This is a genomic window from Jiangella anatolica, from assembly GCF_003236295.1.
In the GTDB taxonomy this organism is placed as follows: domain Bacteria; phylum Actinomycetota; class Actinomycetes; order Jiangellales; family Jiangellaceae; genus Jiangella; species Jiangella anatolica.
Genome location: NZ_POTW01000017.1, coordinates 22592 through 36736, shown reverse-complemented (window position 1 = coordinate 36736; position 14145 = coordinate 22592). Strand labels below are relative to the sequence as shown.

12 protein-coding genes are annotated in these 14145 nt (G+C 73.7%); 7 read left to right on the top strand and 5 right to left on the bottom strand.

Annotated elements, in window-relative coordinates; all coding sequences use genetic code 11:
• Positions 1–8: 8 nt before the first annotated feature.
• The 4 genes from C1I92_RS09330 to C1I92_RS09315 all read right to left on the bottom strand — a co-directional run bounded on the left by C1I92_RS09330 (position 9) and on the right by C1I92_RS09315 (position 5993).
• Positions 9–1331 carry a hypothetical protein gene (locus C1I92_RS09330; protein ID WP_111254393.1) on the bottom strand — a complete coding sequence of 441 codons (1323 nt, stop codon included), beginning with the start codon at positions 1329–1331 and terminating at the stop codon, positions 9–11.
• 21 nt (positions 1332–1352) lie between these two features.
• Complete coding sequence (locus C1I92_RS09325) at positions 1353–3686, bottom strand: NHL repeat-containing protein (protein ID WP_146605074.1); 2334 nt, start codon at positions 3684–3686, stop codon at positions 1353–1355.
• A 217-nt stretch (positions 3687–3903) separates the two neighbouring features.
• On the bottom strand, positions 3904–4794 hold the full coding sequence (locus C1I92_RS09320) for an amidohydrolase family protein (RefSeq protein WP_111254391.1): 891 nt from the start codon (positions 4792–4794) through the stop codon (positions 3904–3906).
• On the bottom strand, positions 4794–5993 hold the full coding sequence (locus C1I92_RS09315) for a helix-turn-helix transcriptional regulator (RefSeq protein WP_146605073.1): 1200 nt from the start codon (positions 5991–5993) through the stop codon (positions 4794–4796). Before C1I92_RS09315 ends, C1I92_RS09320 begins: the two co-directional genes overlap by 1 nt.
• 122 nt (positions 5994–6115) lie before the next feature.
• On the opposite strand from C1I92_RS09315, the gene C1I92_RS09310 reads away from it, so the two are divergent.
• Genes C1I92_RS09310 through C1I92_RS09280 form a run of 7 tightly spaced genes read left to right on the top strand, consistent with a single transcriptional unit; the run spans position 6116 to position 12396 of the window.
• Positions 6116–7033 (top strand): dihydrodipicolinate synthase family protein, encoded by a 918-nt coding sequence (locus tag C1I92_RS09310; protein WP_111254389.1) that lies wholly within the window; start codon positions 6116–6118, stop codon positions 7031–7033.
• Positions 7030–7764, top strand: coding sequence for an amidohydrolase family protein (locus tag C1I92_RS09305; protein WP_111254388.1), 735 nt, complete (start codon positions 7030–7032; stop codon positions 7762–7764). Before C1I92_RS09310 ends, C1I92_RS09305 begins: the two co-directional genes overlap by 4 nt.
• On the top strand, positions 7761–8513 hold the full coding sequence (locus C1I92_RS09300; RefSeq protein WP_111254387.1) for an amidohydrolase family protein: 753 nt from the start codon (positions 7761–7763) through the stop codon (positions 8511–8513). The genes C1I92_RS09305 and C1I92_RS09300 overlap by 4 nt, the downstream gene beginning before the upstream one ends.
• A complete protein-coding gene (locus tag C1I92_RS09295) occupies positions 8510–9523 on the top strand; it encodes a Gfo/Idh/MocA family protein (RefSeq protein WP_111254386.1) in 1014 nt (337 codons plus the stop codon). The genes C1I92_RS09300 and C1I92_RS09295 overlap by 4 nt, the downstream gene beginning before the upstream one ends.
• Positions 9517–10191, top strand: coding sequence for a GntR family transcriptional regulator (locus C1I92_RS09290; protein WP_111254385.1), 675 nt, complete (start codon positions 9517–9519; stop codon positions 10189–10191). Before C1I92_RS09295 ends, C1I92_RS09290 begins: the two co-directional genes overlap by 7 nt.
• On the top strand, positions 10188–10943 hold the full coding sequence (locus C1I92_RS09285) for a creatininase family protein (protein ID WP_111254384.1): 756 nt from the start codon (positions 10188–10190) through the stop codon (positions 10941–10943). Before C1I92_RS09290 ends, C1I92_RS09285 begins: the two co-directional genes overlap by 4 nt.
• Positions 10944–10998: 55 nt before the next feature.
• Positions 10999–12396, top strand: a complete 1398-nt coding sequence (locus C1I92_RS09280; protein WP_111254383.1) for a transglutaminase domain-containing protein — start codon at positions 10999–11001, stop codon at positions 12394–12396.
• Between the two features lie 135 nt (positions 12397–12531).
• Here the strand turns inward: C1I92_RS09280 and C1I92_RS09275 are convergent, their stop codons facing one another.
• Positions 12532–14133: a PucR family transcriptional regulator gene (locus C1I92_RS09275; protein WP_111254382.1), complete on the bottom strand. Its 1602-nt coding sequence runs from the start codon at positions 14131–14133 to the stop codon at positions 12532–12534.
• Positions 14134–14145: the final 12 nt, after the last annotated feature.

Sequence of the window (14145 nt, the reverse complement as noted above, 5' to 3'; positions counted from 1 at the left end):
GATCAGGGCTACGGCGTGTAAGTGACGTAGTCCAGCCGGGAGAAGACCGACGAGCCGGTCGGCCGGGTCGACAGCAGCATCCGGACGGCGGTCCCGGCGTCGGGCACCCACGAGCCGGTCTCCCGGCGTTCCAGGTTCGGCGAGTACACCTGCGCCGCTCCGCTGACGGGGAACGTCTCCGTCGTCCAGCTGGTGCCGGTGGTCGAGCGCAGCACGTGCAGCGACGACGACCCGGCCGCCGGCGTGCCGAGCACGAACCGCGTGCCGCCCGCGGCGACGGCCAGCTGGGCGTGGTTCTCGTAGGTGCCGAGGTCGACCGGCGATCCGGGCAGCGTCACCGAGCCCGCGTTGCCCTTCCAGTAGTAGAGGTGCGACACACCGGAGATCATCTTGTAGAACAGGACGTGCGGCTGGTTCGACGAGTCGACGACGAGGTCGGCGGCGTCGGTCCAGTTCGACACCCCGTCGGGCGACGGGCTGGACGAGACCATGTAGCGCTGACCGGACGGGAACGACGCGCCGCCGTCAGTCGACCGCCACAGCTGCACGCCGTGGATCGTCGCGCTGCTGCCGGTGTTGAGGACCGTCTGGTTGAACAGCAGCCACACCTCGCCGCTGGTCGTGCCCGGCCGCACCCGTGGATACAGGTACGCCTCGTTGACGCCGGGGTTGGCGACCAGCGACGTCGTCTCGGTGTTGGTCCAGGTGTCGAACTTGGCGACGTTGAGGCTCCAGTCGGCCTTGCTGTAGGCGTGGTAGATGTAGCGGCGGTCGGCGTCGATCGCCATGCCGCCGTAGTAGCGCTCCGCGCCGGCCGACCGGACCGACTGGTCACTGAACGAGCCGAGGTCGAACGAGCCGTCGCCCAGGCGCGTCGAGAACTGCAGCCGCACCAGGTAGACGCGCTCCATCGACGCGCCGCTGGCCGCCGCGACGCCCGGGTAGCACTGGCCGCCCGTGTAGCACGGGACGGTCAGCCACAGCCGGTTGCCGGAGTCCAGCAGCAGCGACGGCGGCTGGTAGACCCACTGGCCGAGCGTGACGGCGACGGTCCAGTTGACGCCGTCGGGCGACTTCCAGATCCGCGCGATCCACGGGTAGGACGTGCCGGAGCCGTCCAGCGTCACGGCGTAGCGCCAGCCGTTGGAGTCCTGGACGATCTTCGGCAGCTGCGGGCTGTGCATCGGGGTGACGTTGGTGGTGCCGATCGTCGACGAGATCGTCGACACCGTGGTGGACGACGCCATGGCCGGCGTGACCGGCCCGGCGATCGTGGTGGTGACCAGGGTCGCGACGGCGAGCGCCGCGGCCAGTGGACGGGGCAGTCTCATGACGGGCTCCTCTCCTGGGGGTTACCGGCCCGGGCCGACGATGGCCCGGATCGGTGCGGAGGTGCTCGGTGCATGTGCCAGATCGCCGCCGTAAGTGGCGATCAGTGTGTACCGGCCCGGCCCGCCGACATCGGCGGCGGCGACGCTGACGACGGCGGCGCCGTCGGTCAGTTCCCCCGTGGCGACGGCGGCGCCGGGCGCGCCGTCGGCCGCGATCCGGTGCAGGGTGACGGTGCCCTGCGGCTGACCCGGCGGGCTGTCCACCGTGACGGTGACGGCGGCGGCTCCGCCGGGCGAGGCCGGCCGCAGACCTGGAGACGCCGTCGTGGTCGTGGACGCCGGCACGATGTCCGGCAGCGTCCGCAGCAGCGACGCGCCGGCGCCCCAGTACACCCGGTCCGTGTCGTCGAACGCGACCGTCCGGTAGTAGCCGCTGCCCGGCGTCGCGACCGTCTCGACGGTGTCGGTGCCGGCCGGGATCCGGACGACCGCGCCGCCGGTGTGGCCGTAGAGGTCGCCGCCGGGACCGTCGATCAGCCCGAGCAGCGTGCCGCCCGGGAACGCGCCCAGCACGGTGACGACGCCGGTGGCCGGATCCATCCGGAACCAGGTCCCGTCCGCCGACCCGTACAGCGTGCCGTCGGCGGCGGTCTCCAGGGTGAGGATCCGGGTCGCGCCCGGCACCGGGACGACCGACGCGAGCACGGCGCCGTCGTCGGGGTCGACGGTGAGCAGCCGGGCGTCGCCGCCGGCGTCGGTGTCGTCCCCGTAACGGGTGGTGCCGGCGTAGAGGACGTCAGCGCCGGCCGCGACGGCGAAGAAGTGCTGGTCGCCGGCCAGGCCGCGGAACGACTCGACCTCGTACGTCACCGGGTCGATCGCGGTCAGCGCGCCGCGCAGCGCGCCGTACGCGGCCGACGACGCCACCCACACCCGGCCGTCCGGTCCGATCTCCATGTCCCACGGCCGGTACTGGTTGTCACCGACCGGGCCGAGGTCGCGCGGGTTCGATGTCGGCGACGTGCCCGGGTTCCACGGCTGCGCGGGGTCGAAGACGGTGACGACGTTGTTGATGTAGGAGCCGATGAAGATCTTGCTGCCGGCGGTCACCATCGACAGGATCTCGCCGGTGCGCCCGGGCGCCACGTTGCCGTAGACGGTCGTGTTCCCGGTGTCCGGGTCGTAGCCGAACAGCGCGTTGGTCTCGTAGGTGCCGCCGTAGACGTCGCCGTCCGGGCCCTGGACCAGCGCGGTGATGTTCGTCGGGTTGCCGGGCAGCGCCAGCTGGTGCGTCCACACCTCGCCGGTCGCCGGGTTCCACCGGCCGAGCAGGCCGCTGCTGCTGACGCTGGTGAACCATTGCTGGCCGCCGATGGTGACCGGCCACATCCGGGCGGCCGACACGAACGTCGGCGCGACGCCCGTGGGGGTGGTGGCGAGCGTGTCGCCGTCGACGGCGATGATGCCGGCGCCGCCGATCGCGTAGAAGTCGTCCGGGTCCGCGCCGCCCTGCGGCGCGAAGCCCATCCCGGTGATGCCGGGCACCTCGCCGGCGAACGTCATCGTCGCCGCGTCGAACCGGACGATCTTCGCGTCCGGCGTCACGAGCTGCACGTACACCCAGTCGCCGATCCGCACCGAGTTGTACGCGAACGAGTAGTGCTGGTACGCCGAGGGCAGCACCTCGGTCGTCGCGCCGGTGGCGATGTCGACGACCAGCACGCTGGCGTCGGTGCCCTGCGCGACGACCAGCCGGTTCGCGTCCAGCACCGTCAGGCCCTTGGGGTAGGTGCGCGCGGAGACGACGAGGCGGACGGCGCCGGTGGCCGGGTCGTACTCGTAGACACCGGCGCCCGAGTGCAGGCCGCAGTAGACCTTGCCGGTGTACGGCGACACCGTGATGCCGAAGCACATGATGCCGGTCGGCATGGTCGCGACCAGCTCGACGGTGTCGGCGACCGGGTCGTACTCCCACAGTTGCGACGCGCTGGCGGAGTTGAGCGGGCCGAGGTAGACGTGCCCGTTCGGCGCGGCGGCGACGTGGTAGCCGCCCCAAGCGCCGGGCATCGGCAGCTCGGTGCGGACGGCGCCGGTCTCGGGGTCGACGCCGAAGAACGTCACGCCGTCGCTGGGCGCGTTGTACGTGCTGCCGTACAGCGTCGGGTCGCCGTCGGCGTCGTCGGCGAGGACGGTGTCGAGGACGAGGTAGGTGGAGATCGGGATGCCGAGGTTCTCCACCACGCCCGGTGCGACCGGGTCGGCCGGGGCGGCCGCGGCCGGCGCCAGCAGCGCCGTCGCGGCGACCGCGGCCAGCACAGTGAGACGTCGTGGGAGTCGTGCACGCAGGGAGGGCATGGTGCTCCTGACGGCCGGGGGACGATTCGGGTGAAGCCAGGACGCTTGCCCGCGAACCTAGGCCCGCGACGCGCGGCGGCAACAGCCGGATAGTTGTCCCGCCGGGCCGGGACTTGCCCACCCGGAAATGATCACGTCAAGCAGGCCTGCTCCCGCTTCCCCAGGCATGCATGCCTCGTGGAGCGCGAGCAGCCCAACTTAACGTGATCATTCAAGGTCAGGTGGTGCGGAAGAAGCGGCGCCAGTTCTCGTGCACGATCTGGTCCTGCACGTCCACCGGCAGAGTCGGCAGCGGCGTGCCGGCGACGACGTCGTTCACCCGGCGCAGCCCCTCCAGCGTCTGCTCGACCGTCGCGCTCGGGAAGTCCGACGCGAACAGCAGCTTGCCGGTCACGCCGTACTCGAACGCCGTCGTCATTGCGTGCCAGAACCGGTACGGGCGGTAGTGCAGCGCGGAGATGTCGGCCCACACGTTGGGCGCCTTGCGCATCAGCGCGACGACGTCCTCCTCCCAGGGGTGGCCGAGGTGGGCGATGATCACCCGCAGCGACGGGAACCGCATGACCAGCCGCTCCAGCAGCAGCGGCTGGGCGTACTCCAGCCGGGCCGTCGTCGGGAACGTCGTGCCCTGGTGGATGACCACCGGCAGGTCGTGCGTCGCGCAGTACTCGAACACACCCCACAGCGACGGGTCGCGCGGGTCCCAGTGCTGGTACGTCGGCCCGACCTTGAGGCCGCGCAGGCCCAGGTCCTCCACGCACCGGACCAGCTCGTCCAGCGCGCCGGGCTCCCCCGGGTTCACCGACGCCCAGCCCTCGAGCCGGTCCGGGTGCTCCCGGACGTAGGAGGCGATGACGTCGTTGGGGACGTCGAACCCGGTGGGCTTGGCCGCCATCCCGAACACGACGACGCGGTCGGCCTGCTGCGCCGCCGCCCAGTGGTCCTCCGGCGTGGAGTCGTAGCAGTGCAGGTCCAGCCGGGCGGAGTTGGTCAGCCCGCCGCTGCGCTCCAGCTTGACCAGCTTCGCCGCCAGCGCCTCGCCGGCGGTCCGGTCGCTGATGTGGTCCGGGTACCACATCACGTGGGTGTGGACGTCGACGATCCCCATCAGCCGACGGCTCGCAGCGCCGGCGCCGCCACCTGCCGGCGGTACTCGCTCGGCGTCACGTGGAACGTCCGCTTGAACAGCTCGCGGAACCGCTTCGGCGCCTGGTAGCCGACCTGCTCGGCGATCAGCTCGACCGGCAGGTCGGTCTCGGCCAGCAGCCGCCGCCCGTGCCGCATCCGCACCGCGGTGAGGTACTTGAGGAACGTCGTCCCGAGCTCGCGCTGGAACAGGTGGCTGATGTAGTACGGGCTGACGAACACCGCCTCGCTGACGGTGACCAGCCGCAGGTCGTCGGCGTAGTGGTCCTGGATGTAGCGCTCGACGACGGCGAGGACGTGCCGGGCCGGCGACGGCGCCGCGTGCGACGCGACGATCCGGGGCAGCAGCTGCTCCAGCCACAGCACCAGGTAGGAGCGGTCGTGGATGTCGTACATCTCGACCACCTCGTTGAGCGGCAGCCGCGACACCGCGGCGATCCAGTCCGTCGACCCGTCGGACAGGCGCCGCTGCCCGGCGATCTCCAGCGCGTACAGCACCTCGGCCGCGAGCCACTCGCGCAGCACGTCGGGCGTGACGCCGTCGACGGCGCTGACCCGCTCGATCCAGGACCGCAGCGTCGCGACCGCGCCGGTCGCGTCGCCGCGGCGGATGCAGCGGGCCAGCCGCTCCTCCACCCGGTCCGGCACCGGCACCGGCGCGGCCACCGTCCCGTCCGGCGTCGCGGGCCGGACGTCGGCCAGGTCGTACACGGCGTCGCCGCCGCTGACCAGCTTGTGGTCCAGCGCCACCACCGCCTCCGCGGTCGCCGCCTCGAGCCGCGCGGCGCCCGTGCGCGTCCCGCTGATGCCCACCGTCACGGCCATCCCGCAGGCGGCCCGGACGCGGTCGCGCACCAGTGCTGCGAACCGGCGCCCGGTGGCGCGCAGCTCGACCGGGTCGGCGCCGTGGAAGGTCACCATCCATGCGTCCGGCGGGACGGGGACGACGGGGCCGTGCTGGTCCGGCGCGTAGCCGGCGGCGCTGCGTTCGACGGCGGCAGCGGCGGCGTCGAGCATCCCCGTGGCCCAGTCGTCGCCGTGGGCCAGCCGGCTCACCTCGAAGTCGTCGACGTCGGCCAGGACCACGAGCACGTGGCCCTCGTCGCCGGCCTGGTCGGGCACGGCGATCGGCTGGCCGAGGACGGTCGAGTGGTGTCGCATGGGTCCTCCAGTGATCGGCTCGTCCGCGTCCCGGCGCCCCATCGACCCGACGCGGATCGGGCTGTTCAGTAGCGGCTGATGTCTGATATACCAGAGCCGTCCCCCTCGTGGAAAGGCCAACCGTGGAACTGCAGACCTTGCGCGCCTCGCTGCACGGCGTCCTCGCCTTCGCCCCGACGTCGATGCACGACGACGGTTCCCTCGACCTCGACAGCCAGCGCGCACACGTCGCCTTCCTCGCCGGCAGCGGCGCCGGGGCGGTCGTGGTGGCCGGCGGCGTCGGCGAGTTCTACGCGCTCGAGGAGGCCGAGTACGCCGCACTGGTCCGTGAGACCGTCGACGCCGTCGCCGGCCGGGTGCCGGTGCTGGCCGGCGTCGGCCACTCCACCGCCATCGCGACGCGGCTGGCCAGGGCGGCGGCCGACGCGGGCGCCGACGGGCTCATGGTCAACCCGCTGTACTTCGTCAACCCCGACGGCGACGGCATGGTCCGCCACTACGGCGAGATCGGCGCCGCGTCCGGCCTGGGCATGATCGTGTTCAGCACCGACGGCGCCGTCTACGACGAGAAGGACCTGGAGCGGCTGGCCGAGGTCGAGGGCGCCGTCGCGGTGAAGGACGAGGCCGGCGACCAGGACCTGTTCGCCCGCTGCGTCGACCGGCTCGGCGACCGCTACGTGTGGATCAACGGCATGGCCGAGCTGCCGGCCGTGGACTACGCCCGGATGGGCGCGGTCGCGATGACGTCGGGCCTGGTGAACCTGGACCCGGCCGTCGCGCTGGACGTGTGGGCGGCCGCGCTGGCCGGCGACGCGGACCGGCACGCGGCGATCGTCGCGGAGCGGATCGCGCCGATAGCGGCGCTGCGCGCGTCCCGGCCGGGCTACCACATCACCGTCATCAAGGAGGCCATGCACCTGCTCGGCCGCGGCGGGCCGGCGGTGCGGTTGCCGCTGGTGCCGCTGCGCGCCGAGGACCGCGCGGCGCTGGCCGGGCACCTGGACCGCGGCGGCTACCGGCGGGCGGAGCCGGCCCTGTGACGACGGACGCGCACGTCGCGGCCGGCGAGCATCCCAGCCTGCCGACGCTGGACGTCGACGACCTGCTGCGCGTCCTCGACGACGGCGGCGTCGGCCGCGCGGTCGTCGGGCCGGTAGGCCGCTGGCTCGCCGTCGACAACGAGGACGGCAACCGGACGCTGGCCGGCTGGTGCGCCGCGCACCCGGACCGGCTGGCGCACTGGGCCACGGTCAACCCCTGGTACGGTTCGCGCGCCTGCGACGAGCTGCGGCGGGCGCTCGCGGCCGGGGCGCGCGGGCTGAAGCTGGCGCCGTCCGTTCAAGGGTTCGGGCTGCTGTCGCCGCTGCTGGAGCCGGTGCTCGACGTCGCCGAGGAGCACGGCCGGCCGGTCTACGTCGTCACCGGCGTGCCGGTCGCGAGCGAGCCGCTGCAACTCACCGAGCTGGCGCTGCGCCGGCCCGGTCTGACGTTCGTCATGGGCCGGTCCGGGCGCACCGACTTCTCCCTCGACCTGCTGCCGGCGCTGACCGGCGCGCCGAACCTGGTCGCGGAGACCGCGTACAACGGGGCGTCGCTGATCGCCGCGCTGGTGACGGCGCTCGGCGCGGGCCGGGTGCTGTTCAGCAGCGACGCGCCGTTCAACGACGTCGCGCTGGAACTGGAGCGGGTGGACCGGGCGGGCCTGTCCGGCGACGACCGCGCCGCGGTGCTCGGCGGCGCCGCCGCCACGTTGCTGGGGGTGGCCGCGTGAGCCTCGTCGACCTGCACACGCATCTGCCGTCGGCGGCGGCGCCGGCGTGGGCGTCCTGGCGCCAGTCCGACGCGCTGGCGGAGCTGGACCGGTTCGGCATCGCCCGGGCCGCCGTCATGACGCTGGACGGGCTCGCCTACGACGCCGTGACCGGCAACGACGTGGTCGCACAGGTGTGCGCCGGGTCCGACGGCCGGCTGCTCCCGTTCGGCAGCGTCGACCCGCGCCGGCCCGACGCCGCCGACGAGTTGCGCCGCTGCGCCGACCGCGGCTTCCACGCGATCAAGCTGCACCCGTGGATGCAGGGGTTCTCGCCGCTCGAGGCGTACATGGACCCGGTGGCGGAGGCGGCGATCGAGCGCGGGCTGCCGTTCGTCATGCACGACGGCACCCCGCCGTACGCGTCGCCGCTGCAGATCGCCCGGCTGGCGGCCCGGTTCCCGGAGCTGACGGTGGTGCTGGCGCACGGCGGGCTGTTCGACCTGTGGGAGGACTCCGTCGCGGCCGCGGTGCGGTACCCGAACGTGCACATCACGATGTGCGGGACGGCGCCGCGGGCGGTGTTCCGCGAGATCGTGCGCCGGGTCCCGGTGGCGAAGCTGACGCTGGGCACCGACGGCGGTTTCGGCGACCCGGACCTGCGCCGGCACCGGTTGTCCGTCCATCGTGCGATCCTGGCGGAGCTGCCGGACGGCGACGCCGCCGCGCTGGCGTACCGCAACGCCGAACGACTTCTGGGGCTGACGTGACCGATACCCTGCCCGTGGTGCAGGTGGGCTGCGGCGACATCGCGACGACGGGACACCTGCCGGCGCTTGACCGCTCCCCCGACGTCACCCTGGTCGGCGTCGTCGACGTCGTCGCGGCGCACCGCGAGGCGGCCGCGGCGAAGTACGGCGTCGCGGCGTGGACGTCGCTGGAGCCGGCGCTGGCCGCGGGTGCGCGGGCCGCCGTCATCGCCGTCCCGCCGCACATCGCGCCGGACCTCACGCTCGCGGCCATCGGCGCCGGGCTGGACGTGCTGTGCGAGAAGCCGATGGCCGTCGACGTCGCATCGGCGCAGCGGGTGCACGACGCCGCGTCGGCGTCCGGGTGGATCGTCCAGATCGGGCTGAAGAACCGGTTCTCACCGCTGGTCCGGGCCGCCCGGCAGTGGCTGGACGACGGCCTCATCGGGTCGCCGGTCGTCTACACGCTCGGCGGCTACGACGAGCGCTACGACGCCGCCGACACCGTCCACGTCGGCCGGATCCAGGACTTCCTCGCGCACGGGCCGTCATACCTGCACGAGGGCGCGCACTTCGCCGACTACGTCGCCTACCTGAACGACGCGGCGCCGGTCGCCGTCCGGGCCGCCGGGCTGCGCTCGCAGCAGCAGTTCAACGGCGAGAACTTCGCCGCCGCGCTGGTCGAGTACGACAACGGCGACCTCGCCCGAATGGAGATCGGCTGGTTCTTCCCGGTCTCACCGAAGGGTGAGTTCCGCATCCTCGGGCCGCGCGGCGTCGCGCTGATCGACCGGCCGGAGCAGGTCGCGACGCTGACCACGCGCGACGACGACGGCACGCTGCGCACCGAGCAGGTCCGGTTCGAGCGGCCGTGGAACGACGAGTGCTTCGACCGGCAGCTGGCCCACTTCGTGTCCTGCGTGCGGACGCGGACCGAGCCGGAGACGTCGACGGCGGCCGGGCTGGCGTCGCTGCGGCTCGGCGCCGCGGTGACCGAGTCGCTGCGGGAGGGGACGGTGGTCCGGTGGTGACGGAGCGGCCGATGATCCAGGAGGCGCCGCTGATCCGCGACCAGGTGTACCAGCTGCTGCTGACCAAGCTGATCAGCGGCGAGCTGACGCCCGGCGACAAGATCACCGAGCGGGTCACGGCGCACGACCTGGGCGTCAGCACGACGCCGGTCAAGGAGGCGCTGCGCCGGCTGGAGAACGAGGGCTTCGTGCGCACGATCCCGCGCCGCGGCATCGTCGTCGGCGAGAACGCGCTCACCTCGTTCGAGCAGGTCATCACGGTGCGGGGGTGGCTGGAAGGGCTCGCCGCGCGGCTGTGCGCGACGCGGGTGGCCGGCGGCGAGCTCACCGACGTCGCCACGCTGACCGAGCCGCTGGCGCTGATGAAGGACCCGATCCTGCGCCCGGTCCCGGAGATCATCGAGATCAACGCCGCCTTCCACGAGGCGATCCGGGACCTGTCCGGCAACCGCGTCATCGTCCAGTTCCTCGGCACCCTGCTCGGCGTCGACGCGGCGGTGCGCAAGCGCGCGCTGCAGGACCCGGACGAGCTGCAGCGCGGCAACGCCGAGCACATCGACGTCGGCGACGCGATCCTCGACGGCGACCCGGACCGGGCCGAGGCGCTGATGCGCAGCCACGTGCTGCGCTCCGGCGACCACACGCTGCACGCCCGGATCACGTCGTGACGGCGCTGCTGGCCGAGCTGACCCGCGCCGCCGTCGCCTCGCGTGCGCCGCAGGCCGTCGCCGTCGTGCCGGTCGGGGCCTGCGAGCAGCACGGACCGCACCTGCCGCTGGGCACCGACCTCATGGTGGCCGAGCACCTGGCCCTGGCCGCGGCCTCCCGGCTGGCCGGTTCGCTCGACGTCATCGTGGCGCCGGGCGTGGCGGTCGGGTACTCGCCGCACCACGTGCCGATCGGAGCGACGCTCACCGCGGGCGCTGCGACGCTGCTGGCGCAGCTGCGGGACGTGTGCGCCGGGCTGGCCGCGGCCGGGTTCGGGCGGGTGTTCCTGCTCAACGGGCACGGCGGCAACGCCGAGCTGGTCGTCGTCGCCGCGCGGGAGGCCGGGCAGGCGCTGCGGGTCACCGTCGGCGCCGGGTCGTACTGGGTGATGGCGTGGGACGAGCTCGTCGCGGCCGGCGCGCAGGACCGCGGCCGGCTGCCCGGGCACGCGGGCGCGTTCGAGACGTCGCTGGCCCTGGCGCTGCGCCCGGACCTCGTCGACGCGCCGCCGCACCGGCCGGGCTCGTCGTTCGTCCGCAACCCGGCCGGCTACTGGGGCCGCTACCACGTCGAGCGGCCGGACGCGATGGCCCAGGGCGACGGCTTCTCCGACGACCCGTCCGCCGGCTCCGCCGCCGACGGCCGCCGCTATCTCGAGGCCGCCACAGGCGCCGTCGCCGGCGCGCTGCGCGAGTTCGCAGGACAAGTCTGAGCCTGTCGCCGTCGCGGCCGGGTTCCGTAGCCTCGATCCGACCGGTCATCGCCCGATGGAGGACGCCGTGCTGGAGCACCCGGACTATCGCACGCTGGAGGAACGGCTCGCCGAGTGGCGGACGGAGATCCTCACCCGGATGGACCGGGCCGACGAGCTGGCCGTGCTGCCGTCGTACCCGCGGGTGAACCTGGCCCGGGAGGCCGGCGTGACGGTGCGAGTCGAGAGCTGCCTCGGCACCGTCAACCCACTGTCCGCGGACGCCGTCTACTACGACGTCACCGCGCCGGCGCCGGACGGGGCCGTCCCGTTCGCGTCGGAGGATCCGGACCACCCGACCCTGGCGGAGCTGCGCCGCCGGTTCCCGCTGGCCTCCGTCGCGGGCGAGGGGACGTCGGTCGAGCGGGCGGCGCGGTTGCGCGACTGGATCAAGTCGCTGTTCCCGCACCACATCCCGTACCGGATGCCGGAGTGGAACGCGCTGCTGATCCTGGACCGCGGCTCCCGCGGCGTCGAGCACTTCATCTGCATCCACTACTCGGTGTCGCTGGTGCAGTGCTGCCTGGCGCTGGGCATCCCGGCGCGGCTGATCAACCTGCACCGCGGCATCTCCGACAGCTACCGCGTCGGCGACGAGGCCGTCGCCGACCCGCCGGTCGACGAGCACGTCGTCGCCGAGATCTGGTCGTCCGAGCAGGGCGGCTGGGCCATGATGGACACCGACTTCGACGTCCACTACGAGCGCGACGGCCTGGCGCTATCGGCCTGGGAGATCCACCGCGCGTTCGCCGACGACGAGCTGGCCAAGATCGAGCCCCGCCGCGGCCCGCACTCGATGTCGTTCAACGCCTACGGCGAGCGGCTGCCCGACGAGGACGAGTTCTTCGCGACCGAGCTGCCGGCGTACTACCGCCACATCACCGTCCTGATGCGCAACGACTTCCTCAGCGACACCGACGGCCCGGTCACCATGGCCCACCCCGTCGACGAGACGGCGACGCCGATCCTGTGGCACCGCGGCTCGGACAACCGGCTGCAGCCGCACCTCATGGGCCCGGTCGTCGTCGCCCAGCCCTGGACCGACGTCACGCCCGTCCTCACCGACGGCAACCGCCGCACCAGCTGGGCGTCGGCCGACCTCGACGACCCGCACACGGTCGAGGTCGCGCTGGCCGGCCCGCGGCTGCTGGCGCGCGCGGTCCTGTACTGGCCGGAGTACCGGCTGCGCTACCACTCCAGCACCGCCTACCGGCTGGAGACCCGCGACGGCGACTCCGGCGCGTGGGAGCCGTGGATCTCGGTGACCGACGGCCCGGAGACCGCCTACTCCGTCCACGACGCCGAGACCCGCCGCGCCACCCACGTCCGCCTCGTCCAAGCCGCCGGCGGCGGGTCGGCGGACTTCCCGGCCCGGCTCTGGCTCGCCCAACTGGAGCTCTACTCCCCCAGCTGAGGGCCGGGCGCGACCATTGGCGGTGCCGCGTACGTCACTAGGCGTTCCCCTGCTCTACCACCCATGCATGCCTGGTAGAGCGGGAGTACGCCTGGTGGGCCGCCGCCCCTGAAGTGCCGCCCACCAGCAAAGCCGTCAGTCGTCGCCTGCGAGGATGGACCACGCCCGGACGGCGACGTGGAGGTTGAGGCGGGTCTCGGGGTCGCCGAGGTCGTGGCCGGTCAGCTCCCGGATGCGCTGCAGCCGGTAGCGCAGCGTGCTGCGGTGGATGATCAGCGCGGCGGCCGTCTCGTCGTAGTTGCCGCCGCGGTCGAGGTACGTGGCCAGCGTGCGGGTCAGCTCGCTGTGGTTCTCCGCGTCGTACCCGAGCAGCGTCCCCAGCCACTCGTCGACGTAGCGCTGGAGGTCGCCGTGGCCGGCTCCGGCGCCGAGGATGCGGTAGATGCCCAACTCGTCGTCGACGGTGACGCCGTCGCGGTGGCGGCCACCGGCCCGGACGGCGTGCGCCCGCTGCGCGTCCTGCCACGACTGCGCGATCCTGGCCGGGCCGTCGGCGGGGCGGCCGACGCCGATGGCGACCTCGGCGGCGCCGAGTCGTGCGGAGATGCCGGCGTGCAGCCGGGCCCACGTCTCGCCGCCGGCGTCGGGGGTCAGCAGCACGACGTGGGCGTCGCGGCGGCCGAGCAGGTGCGGCAGCGCCAGCTCGGCGGCGGACCGCGCGGCCGCCGCCTCCAGCGCGTCGTCGGCCGAGGCCAGCGGGTAGCCGATCGCCAGCACCCGGTGCGGCGGGCTCAGGTCGTGGCCGAGTGCCTCCGCCCGCGCCGCCGCGGCGGCCTCGTCGGCCCCGGTCAGCAGGTCGTCGACCAGCTCACGCCGCTGCCGTCCCTCGACCTCGGCGACGGCGCGGACGTGCGCGAGCTCGCCGGACAGCACCAGCGCGGCGTGCGTCAGCGCGAACTCGTCCCGTTCGCCGGCCATGCGGCCGGGGTCGACCAGCGCGATCGTGCCGAGCACCTCGTGCCGTGGCTGCGCGGCGGTGATCAGCCGGTCACCTTCGCGGACCACCAGCGGGCCGCGCAGCGCGGGGCTGGCGGCGGAGTCCGGCGACGGCGCGGCGGCCGGCGCCTCGGCCAGCCCGGACCAGGCGCGGGCGTGCCCGAACGAGTCCTCGATGACGACCGGCAGCCCGGTGATCGCGTAGAGCGCCTCGGCGATGGCCCGGATGCGGTCCTCCGTCGGGTCGGCCGCGGCCCGGGCCAGCGTCTCCTGGATCGCGGTGTGCTGACGCAGCTCGGCCCGGGCCCGCTCCAGGTCGTCGGTGACGGCGCGCAGCTCGGCGCCCAGCTCGTCCAGCCGGCGACGCAGCGTCGCCTGCCCGAGCGCGACGCCGGCGTGGCGGGCCAGGCCGGTCAGCAGCGCCCGCTCCTCCGCCGACGGCGGGCCGTCGCCGCCGACGATCAGCTGGCCCTGCGGTCCGTTGAACGCGCGCATCGGGTAGGCCCACGCCCACGCGTACCCCTTGGCGGTGACGCGGCCGCCCTTGGCCCGCAGCCCCGTGACGCCGGCGACCGGCTCGTCCTCCGGACCGCACGGCGTGGCCACCACCTCGTACCGCGTCCACGACCGCACCGCGCCGCTGACCAGCGCGAGGATGTCTGGACCCGGCCGCCCGTCGGTCATCAGCAGCGACAGCGCCTGCAGCTCGCGCAGCCGTGATCGTCCACGTCGCGCCACCATCCCCACCGGCGG